Source organism: Limnohabitans sp. 2KL-27, assembly GCF_001269345.1.
In the GTDB taxonomy this organism is placed as follows: domain Bacteria; phylum Pseudomonadota; class Gammaproteobacteria; order Burkholderiales; family Burkholderiaceae_C; genus Limnohabitans_A.
The window spans coordinates 1,290,473-1,306,618 of the sequence record NZ_CXOP01000002.1 but is presented as its reverse complement, the minus strand read 5'-3'; the positions used below and the strand labels follow the sequence as shown (position 1 = coordinate 1,306,618).

Below are 16,146 nucleotides of genomic sequence, written 5' to 3'. Positions count from 1 at the left end.
TCAAGGTGGGGCGAACTACTTGGCCGCCACTTTGGACGCAGCCAAAGCAGGTTTGAGCAACTCGGGGAAGTCCTTGGCCATGGGCGCACCGTTCAGCGGCTTGTAGGCCCCTTGGTGGCAAGTGGCGCAATTGAGCTTGGCCACATCACCCATGGGGCCCTTGCGGTGCGCCGGGAAGACTTCGGTCAAAGGCTCCATGAAGGTCAAGTTCAGGTCCCGCGCCATGCGGATGCCATGCCAGGCGGTGGTGCGTTGCGGTGGGCTGTTTTCCCAGTTCTGGAAGGACTGCGTGTTGTGGCAGTAGGTACAGTTCACGCCCAGCGAAGTCGACATGTGCGTCATCAATCCATAGGTCCACTCGGCTTGCTTGATCGACTGGCGGTTACCCGACGGCAGCGCGGTGGGGCCATTCACACGGATGTTTTGCTTGTCCAGCAAAAAGGGTGTGAAAGGATCGTTGGGCAAGGATGACAAATTGACCACGGGGGACGGCTCGTTTTGTCCGGCCTTGTCGCCCATGAAGTTGGAGCCATAAGGCTGCGGGTTGGACTTGAACCAGATGGCATTGGGCACAGGCTCGCCACGGTGGCAGGTGTAGCAGGTCACCCCGGTCTGGGCGACGTGTGGCTGCCAGTCGGCGTTGATGTGCTGGGTCATCTCGACCATGCGCCGCGCCACCACCTTGGTGTACTTGCTGTCGTCTTCAAAGTTGGGCAAGGCGTGGCAATAGGCGCAGCCTTCGTTGGGCGCCACCCAGCTGGTCATGGAGACCATCAGGCGGTTGAAATCGCCCACACTCAGGTCGCCCAAAACCTTGACGTTCTTGTAGACCTGCGAGGCCTTAGGCCCGTCAGAACCCGCCGATGGAATAGCCACAGGCGGCTGGTTCTTTTCGGTTTTGACTTCGAGCAAACGCGCGTTGTAGATCTGTGCCATGCCGGTGCCCCGGTAGCCGCTTTGCACCGATTCGGGAATCGGGCGTTCGCAACCGGCCAGCACGAGACCGACCAGTGCCAGGCCCAAGCCTTTGGCCATGCGGCCGAACCAGCTGGATGGGTGTGGGGTGTTCGGGTTCATGGCTTGACTCCTGTGCTCAGCGCGGGGTCAACCATCGCTGGAAAAATTTCGGGGTACGGTGGCGCCACGCCATGCTTGATGGCCCACAGGTACCAGTTATCCACCACGGTGCCGGTCAGCAAGATGCCAATGCCGCCGGTGATGGGGCAGAGGACGGCGAACCACCAGGCCCAGCGGTGAATCGATTCCATGGTGGCGTTGAAGCCCATGGTCCAGCGCCAGAACAAGGCCGCACGCTCCGAGGCTGTGCCCCGGTCAGTGATCTGCTCGATCTCGCGTTCACCACCGTAACGGGTCACAGCCAAAATGGTGGCACCGTGCATGGCGAACAACAAGGCTGAGCCATACAAAAACACAATGGACAGCGCATGGAATGGGTTGTAGAACAGGTTGCCGTAGCGCAGCGAAAAGGCCGCTGTCCAGTCCAGGTGGGAGAAGATGCCGTAAGGCACAGCCTCACCCCATGAACCCATCAAGATGGGACGGAACAAGCCCAGCACCAAGAACAACCAAATGGCTGCGGCAAAAGCCCAAGCGATGTGCAAACCCATGCCCAGCTCGACCGCGCGCCGGTAAGTGCGGGCCCACCAGAACATGATGGACGCAGTGAGGAACAGACCGACGATGAGGAACCATCCGCCCTGGTTGAGTGGAGGCATGCTCAGGCCATAACTGGGCGGCGGCGGCTCCAGCGAGAGCCAGAACAGCTGGCGCACGAACTGGATCGGGTCGTAGTTGACCGAGGCCAGCATGTTCATGCCGATCAAGGTGAAGGCGATCAAGCCACACACCAGTGAGGCCAAACCCAGGCCCCCCAGGTAAATCGGACCCAGCTGGGCGTTGCCCAATTTGCCGATCCAGTAATTGATCAAAGGTTGTCCGGTGCGCGGACTGTTTCCGTGACCCAGTTCAACCCCGTGATGGACTGGTCCCACGGCTTGCACCGTGGTGAACAGGTTTTGATAATCGGCCATTTACGGTACTCCTATATTCTTCAGATTCGGACGGGTTTTCTCGTCCGACTCACACAGGCCACTGAGACCAGATCGGCAGGTTCAGCCACCAGCTCCACCACTCGGGCCAGCCACGGCTCCAGAAAGGACCACTGAGCACGATGCACAGCGCACTGAACAAGACAGCCGCCAATGCCAGGAACAGGCCGACTCGGTGGATACCCAATGTGCCCACCGAATAGCCGATGAAGTCGCGGAAAAAGGTGTCCTCATGCTCTGGCGTTTTGACCACTTGTCCAGGCTGTGGATTGGTGGAGGAAAGGACCAGACCGCCGTGCAGCGACAGTGCAAACACGCTGGCGAAGAAGAAACTCACGGCGATCATGTGCGCCGGGTTGTAGTGAAAGTGCAGGTACTGGTAGCCCACGTTGGACACCCAGTCCAGGTGGCTGTAGATGCCATACGGGAAGCCGTGGCCCCAAGCGCCCATGAGCACCGGACGCACGACCACCAAAGTAACGTAGGCCGAGATGGCCACACCAAAGGCCACGGGCACATGAAAGCCCATGCCAAGCTTGCGGCAAATTTCGACCTCACGCATCATCCATGAGCCGAAGGCGCCAATGGCACACACCGTGATGAGCTGCCACAGACCACCCTCCATCAAGGGCGCAAATCGCAAGCCATACGACAAATCAGGCGGTGCGATGCTGATTTGCCAAATGTTCCAGGTAGGCCCTTGTGAGGCACCCCACAAGATGAGGGCTGTACCCAGGAACGAAAAGAACAAGGTTGTCACGCCGAAAAAGCCGACGTAAAACGGTCCGACCCAAAAGTCGAACAAATCACCACCCAGCAGGGTACCACCGCGAACACGGTACTTTTTCTCAAAATTCAGCATGGCCATGGTTGGGTCCTCCTGCTTTCAGTGGATGAACAGGTGCTGCATTGAACGGGTCCAATGACAGCACCTGGACGGCAAGTCCTGGATCAGGACTTGGGCGCTGGGAGCGAAGCCACTGCAGTCGGCAGCGGCGAGTTTTGCGCCGATGCTGCTACGGGCTTTTTCGCGCCGTCGAGCCAGTTGAATTTGTTGGTGCTGAGCAAGATGAGGTGAATCATCGCGGCCAGGCCAAACAAGAAAATACCCTGCAGTACCATGGCACGCAAAGGGTCGTAAAGTCGCCAAATTCTCCACATGGTGAATCTCCTAAATGATGTGGGACATGAAGGTGTACACAGCAGCTTTCACACCCTGACTCATGCTCTTGGCATCTTCTGCACCAGGCAGCAGATCCCGCCAGTGAACGCCGACCAGTTTGGCCAGTACGACGACCACAAACAGACATCCGAATCCGATGAGGAAAATGGACCAGTAAGCGGGAGACTCATCCGCACGCGAATGGGCCTCGTTGAGGTGGGTTGTGTTGGACATGACAGTGACTCCGTCAATCTATTGTTGAAAAAACAGGCTCTGAATCAGAACCAGGGACGCCACGCCCAGACCAGGATGTGTGCCAGCACAGCAACTGCTGTGAAGCCCACGGTGCCCTGCATCCAGTAGTGGTGGAACTCCTGGGCTTCCTCATCGGTGAGTCCGGAAATTGATGTCTTGGTGGACATGTTTTGCTCCTGTTAACGAGGCCTTGCGACCCGGGTTGCGCACAGCCCGCGCAGATGGGCATCCGCAGCCAAAGGCCACGACATCGGATAAGCCGTGCCGCACGCGGCGGCACCAGCTGGTGTGTTGTTGGGGTTGTGGCTCATGCCGCCACCCCCAGGCCCAGTTCGCGGCTGGCCGCGTTCACATGGGCTTCGGTCACCTCGCTGTGGCCCTGGGCCTGCGAGAGTTGTTCGGCCTGGTCGCGCAAGCGCTTGGCAGCGGATATCTGGACCAGCACGGGCTGGCTTTGCACCACATCGCGCAGGCGTTGCTGAGCCTGGTCTTGCCAGCTGGCATTGGGGGCCACGACGCCACGCGCTTGGGTGGCTTCGACTTTGTCCATCTCGGTACCCAAGGGCAGGATGTGGAACAGCGCATCAAACAGCGCATTGCACACCTCTTGGATCACATAGCTTGCACCGCTGTAGCCCATGAAGGGCGTGCCAGTGTGGCGGCGGATGATGGCACCGGGGAAGGACGCGGGAATGAAGGCCGCACGCATGGGGCTGCCACCCGAGATCTCGCTCAGGTACATGCGCTCGTTGTAGCTGCCGAACATGATCAATGGCGTTTGCGTTTTGACCAGCTCGCGCACAGCGGCGTTGTCGGTCTTGTTGCCGGCGGTGCGTGACACGCTGAAGCGACAGGGCAAGCCCATTTCGTTTTCAAGGAAGTTTTTCAGGCCCCGGGAATAGGTCTCGCCAGCCACCACGGCAAAGCTGGCGGTGGCAAAAAAGTCTTGCGTGACCGAGCGCCACAGGTCCCACATCGGTTTCAAAGTGGTGTGCTTTTCGCGCTCAATGAAGGGCTCAGGGTCCAGGTGCAGCAACTCGCCCAATTTGCGCAAGAAGTTGGTGGTGCTGTGCAAGCCAATCGGCGCTTGCAAATAAGGGCGCTCCAGCGCCTCGCACAGCATGCGGCCAAACTCTCGGTACATGCAGATGTTCACATCGGCTTCGACCAGGCGTGACACATCGGCCAAATGGCTGGTCAGAGGGAAGACCATGTTGACGTCTGCGCCGATGCCTTGCACCAGTCGCCGGATTTCGGCCAGGTCGCTCGGGCTGTTGAAGGTGCCATAGCAGGGGCCGATGATGTTGACGCGGGGCTTTTCGCCCACAGGACGCTCTTCAAAAGGCTTGCGTGCGGGCACTTTGCGCAGACCGTACTCGCTCCACAGCCAGTACATGGCACGGTTGGCGCATTGCCACTGGTCTTCGTCGATGGTGCGTGGCAAAAAACGTGCGATGTTGGTGCCTTCGGGCGTGACGCCGCCACCGATCATCTCGGCGATCGAGCCGGTCACCACCACAGCGGGCAGTTCGGGGTCCAGTGTGGCGTGGGCGCGTTTCATCGCGCCTTCCGTGCCTTCTCGGCCCAGCTGCTCTTCGGCCAGGCCCGTCACCACAATCGGCAACTCGTGGGGTGGCAAGGCGTCGGTGTAGTGCAGCACCGACGTCACAGGCAGGTTTTCGCAGCCCACCGGGCCGTCGATCACCACTTGCAAACCCTTGATGGCGGTGAACACATAGACCGCGCCCCAGTAACCGCCTGCGCGGTCGTGGTCCAGGATAAGCGGCGACTTGGGCTTGGCCACAGTGCTGGGGGGTGGGGACACTTGGTTCATGAACCCATCTCCTCGGCTTTGCGCTTTTTCAACAGCTTTTCAATCTGGCGGCGGGTTTCGGCCTTGAACTCGGGTCGGTCTTTGGGCACCGACTCCCACACGCCTGCGGCGTGACCTGCACCCACATCGCCAAAGAAATCCTTCATGGCGTCAAAGCGGGCCTGGTTGCCCATGGCCGCTTGCACCACCTGCACCAGCGAACCGGCACCGGCCACACCCATCAAGGGTCGGGCCGAGATCAGGTTGGTGAAATACAAGGAGGGCACACTGTTTTGCTTGGCGATTTGCACCACCGGGGTGGTGCCAATGGCCAGTTGCGGCCGGTATTCGTACATGGCGTTGAGGTCTTGCTCCAGCGAGGCGCGCATTTGCACCTGCACCCCTTTGGCTTTGAGCCATTCGATGTCGTGTGCGTTCCACTCGGTCGCAGGACAGGCCGAGCCCACATAACGCAAATCAGCACCGCACTCGACAAGCAGACGCCCGACCAGCAATTCAGAACCTTCGTAGCCGCTCAAGGTGATGCGGCCAGAAATTGGCTTTTGCATGAGGAGGCCACGCATTTGTGCAAGCGACTGGTTGCGCGCCAGATCGATTTGCGCCTGCGCGATGCCCGCAGACTGGCCAATGTTTTGCAACCAGTCTTGAGTGCCCTCCAGACCCACCGGGGCCGAACCCACCACTGGGCGACCGGCCGCTTTGAATTCGCGCACGCTGGCGGTGTAAAACGGGTGGATGGCGGCGGCCACCGAACAATCGAGCGCGGCATACAGCTCGCGCCACTCGCGGGTGGGCACCACAGGGCCAGCGGCCAGGCCCATGGGGGCCAGCATCTGGCCGATGATGACCGGGTCGGCCGGGAACATCTCACCCAACAGAGCCACAGTGGGCTTGTCACCGCGACCAGCGCGGGGGGCAGCCACCGGGCCGCTCATGATTTCTTCGCGGGCGTATTTGAGCATCGCGCCGGCCAGCACATCTTTGGCCTCGGCATGGGTGGGCACACCAAAACCGGGCACATCGATGCCGATGATGCGCACCCCGTTGATTTCTTTGGGCAGCAACTGCAGCGGCACACCACTGGCCGTGGGCACACACAGGTTGATGATGATGACGGTGTCCACCTTGTCCGGGTCGGCCTCGGCGTGCACCGCCTCGCGGATGTCCTCAAACAGCTTGCCCGTGACCAGCGACTCGGAGTTGAAAGGCACGTAGCCCACGCTGCGGCGAGCGCCGTAAAAGTGGGATGTAAAAGTCAGTCCGTACACGCAGCACGCCGAGCCCGAGAGGATGGTGGCGGTGCGCTTCATGCGCAAACCCACACGCAGCGAACCGAAGGCCGGGCACATGCTTTGTGGCTGGTCGTGTGGACCGGCATCGGGCTGGCGTGGGTAATCGCGGGCGTACTGGTCGAGCACCTCGGACTTGCCCGCCTCTTTGGCGGCAGCCACCATGGCTTCGGTGCCGGCGTGGCAACCCATGCCGTCGCCTTGCAGGCCTGCTGGGTTGGGCGCTTGTGGGCTGGGGTGAATCGGGATGGTGCGTGTCATGGCCGTGTCCTGTGGGTGTGTCAGCGCAGTTCAGGCCGCGTCGTAGACGACTTCCAGCGAGGGCTTGATGTCTTCGTGCTTGCCGACCATGTCGAACACGGTGGCGGGCTCGAGCACCACATTGCGGCCGACGACATCGGCGCTGAACAGGCCCAGCAACTGGTCCTGGGTCTGGGGTTTCGGGCGCATGGGCGGGGCTTCGGCCACGTTTTTGGCCAATTCGGCAAACAGCGGTCCCCACTCGCCGTCAGGCCGGCCAATGATTTCGTAGCTGGCGCTCTTGCGGCGGATGTCTTCGTTGGCCGGAATCGCGGCCAGCACCGGGATACCGGCGTGTTCGGCAAAGGCCTGGGCTTCGCCGGTGCCATCGTCTTTGTTGATGACCATGCCGGCCACGCCCACGTTGCCGCCGAGCTTGCGGAAATATTCCACCGCCGAGCACACGTTGTTGGCGACATACAGCGACTGCAAGTCGTTGCTGGCCACCACAATGACTTTTTGGCACATGTCGCGGGCAATGGGCAGGCCAAAGCCGCCGCAGACCACGTCGCCCAAAAAGTCGAGCAGCACGTAGTCAAAACCCCAGTCATGGAAACCGAGTTTTTCGAGCGTTTCGAAGCCGTGGATGATGCCGCGTCCGCCGCAGCCGCGACCGACTTCGGGGCCACCCAATTCCATTGCGAACACGCCATCGCGCTTGAAGCACACGTCGCCGATGCTCACGGCCTGGCCGGAGAGTTTGAGGCGGGATGACGTTTCGATGATGGTCGGGCAAGCTTTGCCGCCAAACAACAAACTGGTGGTGTCGCTCTTGGGGTCGCAGCCGATCAGCAGCACTTTTTTGCCCTGCTGCGCCATCATGTAAGAGAGGTTGGCCAGCGTGAAGCTTTTGCCGATGCCGCCTTTGCCGTAGATGGCAATGATCTGCGTCTCTTTGGTCACCTCGGAGGTGCTGACGGCGTCGGGCTCGACGTCGGCTTCGCGGCGAAGCACTTCGACAAATTTGATGGGCTGGGTGGTGGTATCTGTATTCATGCTGAGGCACTCCAATCAAGGATCATCTTGAGACAGCTCGCATCTCCGAAGGCAGTCTCGTAGGCAGAACCAGCTTGCGTCGATGGCTGGGTGTGGGTGATCAATCCGTCGAGCGACAAGCGGCCGGTGTGCACCAGCTCGTTGACGGCCAACAGGTCCGGGCGCTTCCACTCGGCGGCGATGCGCATGCGCGCTTCGCGCATGAAGGCCGGGGCATAGGCAAAAGAAAGGTCTTGTTTGTAAAAGCCCGCCAGCACCAGCTCGCCACCGGGGCGCAGGCGCTGAATCAGGCCGTTGAGCAGGCTGCCGTCACCGCTCACGTCGTAGATGGTGCGGTAGTCGCGGCGCGGGTCGTCTTGCGGCTGCACCACGGTGTAACCCTCGGCCCCGGCAGAGCGCTCGGCCTGGGTTTCCCACACAGTGGGCGCTGGCAAACCCGCCGCCACCGTCAAGCGGGCCAGCAGCCGGCCCATGACACCATGGCCCACGATGAGTTCCGGCGCTTCAAACGGGTCTTGCTGACCTCCGCCAGACACTGCGTGGTAGGCCGTGGCAGCCAGCGCCAGCAGCACCGATTGCGGGCCCAGGTGTTCGGCCACGGGCACGACTTTTTGCTCGGTCACGACCAAGCGCGAGGCGGCACCACCAAACAGGCTTTTGACGCCGGTGAAACAATTGGCCCCCGGCACAAAGACGCGCTGACCGGCTTGCATGCCGGTGTCTGAGGCGGCCCGGACCACACGGCCCACGGTCTCATAACCAGGCACCAGCGGGTAGCCCATGCCCGGGAAAGGCGGCATGCTGCCGTCCCAGAGCATGCGCTCGGTGCCGGTGCTGATGCCGCTGTATTCGACCGCCACATCCAGCTGACCGGCTTGCAGTTCAGGCAAGTCCAAGGCCTGCAAGGACAGGTGCCTGGGGCTGTTGAAAACGACGGCTTGGGATTTCATGCTTGTATTTTTTGCTTTACATCAAATTATGTCAAAGTTAATTGACACTATTTTGCGAAACCAAGGGTAAACACTGAGATTTACGCCCCACAAGGATGCGCGCATGGATGGGCATGGCGTTGGGCACCAGCTCGACATGGGTGAAACCGGCCTCTTGCATCATGGTTTGCAGCTCCTGCGGGGTGCGCAGACGACCTGCCCCCATCGCCAGCAGGTAAAAGTGGAAGTAGGCATCGGCCGAGGCCTCGGGCTGCCCGGCTTCTTCGTCGGGTTGGGCCATGGGTTCGGCCAACAGCAAAACACCGCCCACCGGCAAGGCGGCATGGGCTTTTTGCAAAATCTGTCGCACCACCGCATCGGGGTGGTCGTGCGCCACACGCACCAAGGTGATCAGGTCGGCGCCTTCAGGCAAAGGGTCGTCGAGAAAGCTGCCGGGGTGCAAGCTCACCCGCTCACTCAAACCCTGGGCTTGCAGGTTTTCACGGGCCAGCGCCAGCACTGGCGGCAAGTCGAACATCTTGAACTGCAGGTGCGGCGCGTGCACGGCCAGCTCGCTCACGAAGCGGCCCTTGCCCGCCCCCACGTCGAGCACGCAGCGGTGTTCGTCAAAAAAGTAGGACGACAAAATCTCCTGCACCACAAAGCCTTGCGAGGCCGCCATGAGCTGGGAGTAGCGGGTGAACTTGTCCACCTCAGCTGCTGGCATGGCCACAGCGGGTTTTTCGTGGGCATAGGGCCAGTACTCGGCCATACCGCCGCTCCAGGCGTTGTTCAGGAACTGCACCGGGTCCTGCATGTCCTGGTAGAGCAGGTGGTTGTGCTCGATCATCTGCGCGATGCCCTCGTGCTGGGCCAAAGGCACGCCCAGAGGCCCCAGGCCAAAACGGCCCTGGCTGCGGTGCTCCAGCAAGCCCAGTGCCACGGCCGAGAGCAACAAGCGCTGCAAGACGGCCGGGGCCAGGCCCGTGCGACGGGCCAGATCGGTCAAGCTGGCAGGGGCTTGGTGCAAGGCGCGAAACAGGTCCAGGCGCACGCAGCCCAGCAGCACCTGGCTGTGCACGAAACCGGCCATCAAATCAAACAACTGTCGGGTTCGGCGGCGCGTGAGCCAGCGGGTGAGCGGGTTACCCAATGACCAGCGGTACAAGCCAGGGTGCGCGTACCAGCGCTCGAGGCGGGCCTGCCAGGCATCCTTGAACGTGGGGGCGGTGTGGGCCTGCATGGCGGCCAGATCCAGGGGTTGTGACATGCGGCTTCCTTCGCTTTGGGCAGCTGGGGCGCTCAATGCGCGGCACCGATACGGGCCGGGGCGACGGCCGGGTGCGTCTTGAAATAGCCTTCGCACAGGGCCTTGGGCACCAGGCGTTCGGCTTCGAGCTGCACCAGCTGGCGCAACATATCGCGGCAGGAACAGGCGGGGATCGACGAGGCGGCCTGCTCGATCAGGTGGTCAAAGTGGGCAATGGCCCCGTCCAGACCCAGTGCTTGGGCCGAGCTGGGGCGGGCGTGCAAAACATCTTGACCTGCAGGTTTGCCCAATGTGGCGGCGTCGGCGATCACGTCACGGATATCGTCAGCCACTTGGTAGGCCTCGCCCAGGTATTGCCCCAAAGGCGCCCAGGGCTCGGGTTCGTATCCGCAACTGAGCGCGCCCGCACAAGTGGCCGAAACGAACAAAGCCCCGGTCTTGGCGCGTTGGTATTGGCCCAGGTCCGCACTGGTCTCGCACTCCCAGGCTTGCCCGGCCACGATGCCGTTGGGCAGGCCCACGCCCGTGGTCATGTTGTCCATCAACTGAATCAGGCGCTCGGGACGCTGCGCGCCCGCTTGCAGCAAGACGCGGTAGGCCATGACGATCAGGCCGTCACCGGCCAGCAGCGCCAGCGGCTCGCTGAAGGCCTTGTGCACCGTGGGCCGGCCGCGCCGCGTGTCGGCGTTGTCGAAAGCGGGCATGTCGTCGTGCACCAAAGAGGCGCAATGCATCAACTCGAGTGCCACGGCGGCGGCATTGGTCAACTCCGGCGCATCGTCGCCACAGGCAGTGGCCACCGCCATGCACAGCTGAGGGCGGATGCGGGCGCCGCCCGAAAACACCGCATGCCGCATGGCGGCCACCAGCCGGGTGGGGGCGCCCACACCCGCAGCTTGGTCAAAATGGGCGCTCAAAGCTTCTTCGGTGCGTGTCAACAGACTCATGGGACCTCCGGCAGGGAAGACCTGTCAATACAAACTGACAGGTATGAGTGTCAATATAACCTGATAATCAATACTGTCAACCTTTATTGACATATCAACACGCGGAAGGTCAAGCCATGGGAATTTGGTTGGAACTGGGCATTTTTGGCCTGGTCTTCGTGTTTGCCTTTTGGCAAATGCACGACGTGCGCAAGGCGCAGGAACTTACCCGCCAGCAGCGGGCACGGGAAAAGGCGGCGCAAGAGGCGCAGGATCAGGAAGCCGCCGCCAAGCCAGCGAGCGAAGAAACCGACAAGAGGTCGTGAGCCACAGGCATCTGCCAGATGGTTTGGGGGCGTATGCCACAACCATCGCCCACGGGGTGGGCTACTGCACAGCGGTCTTCAGACGCTGTGGTCGGCGTTGAACTGCAGCGCCGCCAGGCTGGCGTAGAGCCCGCCTTTGGCTTGCAGTTCGGCGTGGGTGCCCTGCTCCATCAGGCGACCGCGCTCGAGCACCCAGATCACATCGGCGCGTTGCACCGTGGCCAGTCGGTGGGCAATCACCAGCGTGGTGCGACCCACCATGGCTTTGTCCAGCGCGGCTTGCACCATTTTTTCGCTTTGCGCATCGAGCGCACTGGTGGCCTCGTCGAGTAACAAGAGTGGCGGGTTCTTCAAAATGGCCCGCGCGATGGCGATGCGCTGGCGCTGTCCGCCAGACAAACGCACACCCCGGTCGCCCAAATACGTGTCAAAACCCTCAGGCAGCTCGCGGATGAACTCTTGCGCATAAGCGGCTTCGGCCGCGGCGTGCACGTCTTCCAGGCTGGCATCAGGGCGGCCGTAGCGGATGTTCTCGATCACGGTGCCCGAAAAAATCACCGGCTCTTGCGGCACGATGGCCATGCGCTCGCGCAGGGCATGCAGGTCCATTTGGTCGATGGGCACCCCGTCGAGTACGATGCGGCCCGACTGCGGGTCGTGAAACCGCATCAGCAAATCAAACAAAGTGGTTTTGCCCGCACCGCTCGGGCCCACCACCGCCACGGTCTGTCCGGGGTGGATCTGGCCTGTCAGCTGGTCCAGCGCCCAGGTGTCGGGGCGCGAGGGGTAATGAAATCGAACCGATTCCAGCTGCAAGGACGAGCCGCCTTGCGGCCAGGGCGCTGGTTGCGGCTGGGGGGCGATTTTCAGATTCGACTCGGTGTGCAGCAACTCCATCAGTCGCTCGGTGGCGCCCGCCGCACGCAGCAAGTCGCCGTACACCTCGCCCAGCACTGCAAAAGCACTGGCCAACAAGATGACGTAAAACACCGTCTCGCCCAGCTGGCCTGCGGTGCTGGTGCCCGCGCGCACGGCCAGGGTGCCCATGTAAAGGCCCCAAAGCAAGACGGCGCTCGACGCCATGATGATGAAGCCCACCAGCACCGCCCGGGCGCGGATGCGGCCCAGAGCCGTACCCAAGGCTCGGGCTGTTGATTCCACGAAACGGCGGGTTTCGCGGCCCTCGGCGGTATAGCTTTGCACCACGCTGATGGCGTTGAGCACTTCGGACGCGATGGCGCTCGAGTCGGCCACACGGTCTTGGTTGGCCCGCGACAGGCGGCGCACACGGCGGCCCAGGTAGACGCTTGGAAAAATCACCGCAGCCAGCACGGCCACGACCTGCAGCATGAGCACCGGGTTGGTCCACACCAGCATGATCAGCGCGCCCGCCCCCATGACCAAGTTGCGCAAGCCCATCGAGAACGAAGAGCCCACCACGGTTTGCACCAGGGTGGTGTCGTTGGTCAGGCGCGAAAGCACTTCGCCCGACTGGGTGGTCTCAAAAAAAGCCGGGCTTTGTTTCAGCACATGGCCATACACCGCATTGCGCAGGTCGCCCGTGATGCGCTCACCCAGCCAACTCACGGTGTAATAACGCCCTGCAGAGAACACCGCCAAAGCCGCGGCCACCACAAACAGCTGCAAAAAATTGCCCGACAACTGATCGGCCGTGGCGCCACTGGCCAGGCCTTGGTCAATCAACTGGCGCAAGACCCAAGGAAAAGCCAACGTGGTGCCTGCCGCCAGCAGCAAAAACACCGCGGCAAAACCCATGGCCACGCGGTAAGGCTTTAAGAATGGCGTGAGACCGGTGAGCGATTTGGGGGTGGTGGCCATGTCAACAAAGGATAAAAACAGTCGCATCAAGCATAACGTCAAATGCACACTGCCCATTTCGACTGACAACCGCGTTCGTCAAAAAAGTCTGAGCCCCAAAAGAGGGATGCCTGCGCTGGAACCGACTGAATAGAGCGCCCGCCTGCGATGAGCAGATGAAAAAAGTCCCCGACGGCGCGTCTGTGCGTTAATTCACCCCTGATTTCATTGCGCCCCATGACCGAAGAATTCCAAATCCACATCCCGCCATCGTTCATGGCGCTTTACCTGCTGCCTGGCAAAGTCAAGCCCACACTGGGCCTGCGGGAGATGGCCGGGCGCTACGAGCTGTGCGAAGACTTGGCCAATTTATTGACCGACAAGGCAGCCAACATGCAGTTCACCTTGGGCATCACCGAGGAGCTGGCGTTGCAGCAGTGCGAGTTGGGCCTGCTCGCCGAGCCCTCCGTGGTCTCGCCCGTCGAAGCGCGTTGGGTGGTGTGTCGCTTGGCCGAGCTGCTCAACTGGCCGATGGACCAGCTGCTGCAAGCACCACCGCCCGGAGAGTCTGTCGCCTAAGTCATGACAAAGCCCGAGCCCCAAGTCACGATGCGCCCATGACCCCAGCCTCTAACGATCTGCAGCGCCTGCTCACCGCGCCCATCTTGCCCACCCTGCTGCGTTTGTCTGCACCCAATGTGTTGGCCATGGTCATGACGGTGTTGGTGGGTGTTGCCGAAACTTATTACGTCGGCCGCTTGGGCACTGCCCCTCTGGCGGCCATGGCGCTGGTCTTCCCGTTTGCCATGCTCACCCAAATGATGTCGGCCGGGGCCATGGGTGGAGGGGTGTCTGCCGCCATCAGCCGGGCACTGGGTGCAGCCGATGTGCCGCGCGCGCAAACCTTGTTGCAGCATGCCTTGTTGATTGGTCTGGGCTCTGGGCTGATTTACAGCGCCATCTTTGTGATCTGGGGGCCTTGGCTTTACCAACTTTTAGGCGGGCGAGATGCCGTTTTGCTGGAAGCGAATGCTTATGCCCTGGTCCTCTTCAGTGGGGCCCTCTGGGTTTGGCTCATCAACACCTTGGCCTCGGTGCTGCGCGGCACGGGCAACATGCGCACGCCCTCCATCGCATTGATGGTCACGTCGGCCCTGCAAATCATTTTGGCCGGTGTGCTGTGTCTGGGCGCGGGGCCTGTGCCCGCCATGGGCATGGTGGGGGTGGCTTGGGGCCACATCATCGCCACGGCCGCCGGCGTGGCTTACTTCCTCTGGTACCTGATCACGGGTCAAGGGCGCCTCACGCTCAAGCTTCAGGCCTTCGAAATGCAGCGCCGTGTGTTTGCCGACATCCTCAAAGTGGGGGCGATGGCTTGCTTGTCGCCCGTGCAATCGGTGCTGGCGATTCTGATTTTTACCGGTTTGCTGGCTCAGCTGGGCACCGAAGCCTTGGCCGGCTATGGCATTGGTCAGCGCTTGGAGTTTTTGCTCATCCCCATCGCATTTGGCATTGGCGTGGCCTCGGTGCCGATGGTGGGCATGGCCATAGGCGCTGGCCAAGTGGATCGAGCACGGCGCGTGGCCTGGGTGGCCGGTGGCGTGTCGGCTTTCAATTTGGCGCTGATCGGGGCCGTGGTCACACTGGCCCCTGAGCTGTGGGCACGGCTGTTCACGCAAGATGAAACGGTGCTGGGCTTCGCCCGGCAATACCTGGTAACGGCTGGGCCAGCTTTTCCGTTCTTTGGTTTGGGCCTGACCTTGTACTTTGCTTCGCAAGGCGCAGGACAGGTCATCGGACCCGTGCTGGCGGGCACGGTGCGCCTGGTCTTGGTGGCCGGGGTCGGTTATTGGCTGACCCAACACCAAGGCACAGCCGAGCATTTTTATGGGCTGGTGGCCGTGGCCATGGTGCTGTATGGCGTGGTCACTGCGGTGGCCATCAAAGTCACCCCGTGGGGTCAGCGCTGAGGCAGCCCCATCGCCCCTGAAAGGGTCACAGGGCCTTGTCCAGCCCCAACAAACGGACCGCATTGCCCTTCAAGATACCGGGCATCACCTCGGGCTTGAAGCCCGCCACCTCAAAGTCTTTCATCCAGCGTTCGGGCGTGATCAGTGGGTAATCACTGCCAAACAAGACGCGGTCTTTGAGCAAGGTGTTGGCGTACTGCACCAATTGCTTGGGAAAGTACTTGGGGCTCCAACCCGACAGGTCAATCCACACATTGGGCTTGTGCGTGGCCAGGCTGAGCGCCTCGTCTTGCCATGGAAAGCTGGGATGCGCCATGACGATCTGGATATCGGGCCAGTCGATCGCCACATCTTCGAGCAGCATGGGATTGCTGTTTTGCAAGCGCAGACCGCCTCCGCAACGCATGCCAGAGCCGATGCCGCTGTGTCCGGTGTGAAAGATCGCAGGCAGTTTGTGGTGGTTGATCACCTCGTAAATCGGCCATGCCATGCGGTCATAGGGCAAAAAGCCTTGCACCGTGGGGTGGAACTTGAAACCCTTGATGCCCTCTTCCTTGATCAGTCGCTCGGCCTCGCGAGCGCCCATCTTGCCTTTGTGCGGGTCGATGCTGGCAAAGGCGATCATCATGTCGCTGTTGTCGCGCGCGGCCTTGGCGATTTCTTCGTTGGGGATCCGGCGACGGCCCAACTGCGATTCGCTGTCCACGGTGAACATGACCAAACCGATCTTGCGCTCGCGGTAATAGGCCACCGTTTCTTCGATGGTCGGACGGCGGTTGCTGCCAAAGAACTTGTCCGCAGCGCGGTCGTATTCCTCGCCGTAATTGTCAAACGGGTTCCAGCAACTCACCTCCGCGTGGGTGTGGATGTCGATGGCGATCAGGTCTTCGTGTTTCATGGTTCGGTGTCTCCGTGCGTCCCGTGGACGATAGCCGATGACGGCGGCTCAGATCGATGGTTGCAAGCTGTCAACAAAGATTTCCGTTCAAACCTAGGGAAACC

General features: G+C 61.4%; 17 protein-coding genes. 3 read left to right on the top strand and 14 right to left on the bottom strand.

Going from position 1 to position 16,146, the window contains the following annotated elements; all coding sequences use genetic code 11:
* Positions 1-15 precede the first annotated feature (15 nt).
* From pufC to LHAB_RS09040, 12 genes are all read right to left on the bottom strand, one after another.
* Positions 16-1,077, bottom strand: a complete 1,062-nt coding sequence (pufC, locus tag LHAB_RS09095; RefSeq protein ID WP_228763394.1) for a photosynthetic reaction center cytochrome PufC — start codon at positions 1,075-1,077, stop codon at positions 16-18.
* Positions 1,074-2,051 carry a photosynthetic reaction center subunit M gene (gene pufM, locus LHAB_RS09090; protein WP_090045573.1) on the bottom strand — a complete coding sequence of 326 codons (978 nt, stop codon included), beginning with the start codon at positions 2,049-2,051 and terminating at the stop codon, positions 1,074-1,076. Before pufM ends, pufC begins: the two co-directional genes overlap by 4 nt.
* Before the next feature lie 49 nt (positions 2,052-2,100).
* Positions 2,101-2,937 carry a photosynthetic reaction center subunit L gene (gene pufL / locus LHAB_RS09085; RefSeq protein ID WP_090045570.1) on the bottom strand — a complete coding sequence of 279 codons (837 nt, stop codon included), beginning with the start codon at positions 2,935-2,937 and terminating at the stop codon, positions 2,101-2,103.
* Positions 2,938-3,020: 83 nt separating this feature from the next.
* Complete coding sequence (pufA, locus tag LHAB_RS09080) at positions 3,021-3,230, bottom strand: light-harvesting antenna LH1, alpha subunit (protein WP_090045568.1); 210 nt, start codon at positions 3,228-3,230, stop codon at positions 3,021-3,023.
* Between the two features lie 10 nt (positions 3,231-3,240).
* Positions 3,241-3,465: a hypothetical protein gene (locus tag LHAB_RS09075; RefSeq protein WP_090045565.1), complete on the bottom strand. Its 225-nt coding sequence runs from the start codon at positions 3,463-3,465 to the stop codon at positions 3,241-3,243.
* A gap of 44 nt (positions 3,466-3,509) precedes the next feature.
* On the bottom strand, positions 3,510-3,653 hold the full coding sequence (gene pufB / locus LHAB_RS09070) for a light-harvesting antenna LH1, beta subunit (protein WP_019425952.1): 144 nt from the start codon (positions 3,651-3,653) through the stop codon (positions 3,510-3,512).
* Between the two features lie 140 nt (positions 3,654-3,793).
* Positions 3,794-5,320 carry a chlorophyllide a reductase subunit Z gene (gene bchZ / locus LHAB_RS09065; protein ID WP_090045561.1) on the bottom strand — a complete coding sequence of 509 codons (1,527 nt, stop codon included), beginning with the start codon at positions 5,318-5,320 and terminating at the stop codon, positions 3,794-3,796.
* Entirely contained in the window at positions 5,317-6,870 is a 1,554-nt protein-coding gene (gene bchY, locus LHAB_RS09060; protein WP_090045560.1) for a chlorophyllide a reductase subunit Y, read from the bottom strand. Before bchY ends, bchZ begins: the two co-directional genes overlap by 4 nt.
* Positions 6,871-6,900: 30 nt before the next feature.
* Entirely contained in the window at positions 6,901-7,905 is a 1,005-nt protein-coding gene (locus tag LHAB_RS09055; RefSeq protein ID WP_090045557.1) for a chlorophyllide a reductase iron protein subunit X, read from the bottom strand.
* Positions 7,902-8,855, bottom strand: a complete 954-nt coding sequence (gene bchC, locus LHAB_RS09050) for a chlorophyll synthesis pathway protein BchC (protein WP_090045555.1) — start codon at positions 8,853-8,855, stop codon at positions 7,902-7,904. The genes LHAB_RS09055 and bchC overlap by 4 nt, the downstream gene beginning before the upstream one ends.
* 37 nt (positions 8,856-8,892) lie before the next feature.
* Positions 8,893-10,104, bottom strand: coding sequence for a methyltransferase (locus tag LHAB_RS09045; protein WP_090045553.1), 1,212 nt, complete (start codon positions 10,102-10,104; stop codon positions 8,893-8,895).
* 32 nt (positions 10,105-10,136) lie between these two features.
* Positions 10,137-11,051 carry a polyprenyl synthetase family protein gene (locus tag LHAB_RS09040; protein WP_090045549.1) on the bottom strand — a complete coding sequence of 305 codons (915 nt, stop codon included), beginning with the start codon at positions 11,049-11,051 and terminating at the stop codon, positions 10,137-10,139.
* A gap of 116 nt (positions 11,052-11,167) precedes the next feature.
* On the opposite strand from LHAB_RS09040, the gene LHAB_RS09035 reads away from it, so the two are divergent.
* Complete coding sequence (locus LHAB_RS09035) at positions 11,168-11,356, top strand: hypothetical protein (protein WP_090045547.1); 189 nt, start codon at positions 11,168-11,170, stop codon at positions 11,354-11,356.
* A gap of 78 nt (positions 11,357-11,434) precedes the next feature.
* Here the strand turns inward: LHAB_RS09035 and LHAB_RS09030 are convergent, their stop codons facing one another.
* The gene (locus tag LHAB_RS09030; protein ID WP_090047840.1) at positions 11,435-13,195 is read right to left on the bottom strand and encodes an ABC transporter transmembrane domain-containing protein; all 1,761 of its coding nucleotides are present in this window, start codon (positions 13,193-13,195) and stop codon (positions 11,435-11,437) included.
* Between the two features lie 216 nt (positions 13,196-13,411).
* Between LHAB_RS09030 and LHAB_RS09025 the strand changes: the two genes are divergently transcribed.
* Together LHAB_RS09025 and LHAB_RS09020 are read left to right on the top strand one after the other, a co-directional pair.
* Complete coding sequence (locus LHAB_RS09025; protein ID WP_090045545.1) at positions 13,412-13,753, top strand: ATPase with chaperone activity; 342 nt, start codon at positions 13,412-13,414, stop codon at positions 13,751-13,753.
* A 38-nt stretch (positions 13,754-13,791) separates the two neighbouring features.
* Positions 13,792-15,144, top strand: a complete 1,353-nt coding sequence (locus LHAB_RS09020; protein ID WP_090045543.1) for an MATE family efflux transporter — start codon at positions 13,792-13,794, stop codon at positions 15,142-15,144.
* A 25-nt stretch (positions 15,145-15,169) separates the two neighbouring features.
* On the opposite strand, the gene LHAB_RS09015 is transcribed toward LHAB_RS09020, so the two are convergent.
* Complete coding sequence (locus LHAB_RS09015) at positions 15,170-16,042, bottom strand: amidohydrolase family protein (RefSeq protein WP_090045541.1); 873 nt, start codon at positions 16,040-16,042, stop codon at positions 15,170-15,172.
* Between the last annotated feature and the right edge of the window lie 104 nt (positions 16,043-16,146).

Bases quoted from the DNA above. Each gene is read 5' to 3' on its own strand.
- LHAB_RS09020 (WP_090045543.1), top strand. From the start codon at position 13,792: ATGACCCCAGCCTCTAACGATCTGCAGCGCCTGCTCACCGCGCCCATC.
- pufC (WP_228763394.1), bottom strand. From the start codon at position 1,077: ATGAACCCGAACACCCCACACCCATCCAGCTGGTTCGGCCGCATGGCC.
- pufB (WP_019425952.1), bottom strand. From the start codon at position 3,653: ATGTCCACCAAGACATCAATTTCCGGACTCACCGATGAGGAAGCCCAG.
- LHAB_RS09035 (WP_090045547.1), top strand. From the start codon at position 11,168: ATGGGAATTTGGTTGGAACTGGGCATTTTTGGCCTGGTCTTCGTGTTT.
- LHAB_RS09015 (WP_090045541.1), bottom strand. From the start codon at position 16,042: ATGAAACACGAAGACCTGATCGCCATCGACATCCACACCCACGCGGAG.
- LHAB_RS09045 (WP_090045553.1), bottom strand. From the start codon at position 10,104: ATGTCACAACCCCTGGATCTGGCCGCCATGCAGGCCCACACCGCCCCC.
- pufM (WP_090045573.1), bottom strand. From the start codon at position 2,051: ATGGCCGATTATCAAAACCTGTTCACCACGGTGCAAGCCGTGGGACCA.
- pufL (WP_090045570.1), bottom strand. From the start codon at position 2,937: ATGGCCATGCTGAATTTTGAGAAAAAGTACCGTGTTCGCGGTGGTACC.
- bchC (WP_090045555.1), bottom strand. From the start codon at position 8,855: ATGAAATCCCAAGCCGTCGTTTTCAACAGCCCCAGGCACCTGTCCTTG.
- bchZ (WP_090045561.1), bottom strand. From the start codon at position 5,320: ATGAACCAAGTGTCCCCACCCCCCAGCACTGTGGCCAAGCCCAAGTCG.
- LHAB_RS09030 (WP_090047840.1), bottom strand. From the start codon at position 13,195: ATGGCCACCACCCCCAAATCGCTCACCGGTCTCACGCCATTCTTAAAG.
- LHAB_RS09040 (WP_090045549.1), bottom strand. From the start codon at position 11,051: ATGAGTCTGTTGACACGCACCGAAGAAGCTTTGAGCGCCCATTTTGAC.
- LHAB_RS09055 (WP_090045557.1), bottom strand. From the start codon at position 7,905: ATGAATACAGATACCACCACCCAGCCCATCAAATTTGTCGAAGTGCTT.
- pufA (WP_090045568.1), bottom strand. From the start codon at position 3,230: ATGTGGAGAATTTGGCGACTTTACGACCCTTTGCGTGCCATGGTACTG.
- LHAB_RS09075 (WP_090045565.1), bottom strand. From the start codon at position 3,465: ATGTCCAACACAACCCACCTCAACGAGGCCCATTCGCGTGCGGATGAG.
- bchY (WP_090045560.1), bottom strand. From the start codon at position 6,870: ATGACACGCACCATCCCGATTCACCCCAGCCCACAAGCGCCCAACCCA.
- LHAB_RS09025 (WP_090045545.1), top strand. From the start codon at position 13,412: ATGACCGAAGAATTCCAAATCCACATCCCGCCATCGTTCATGGCGCTT.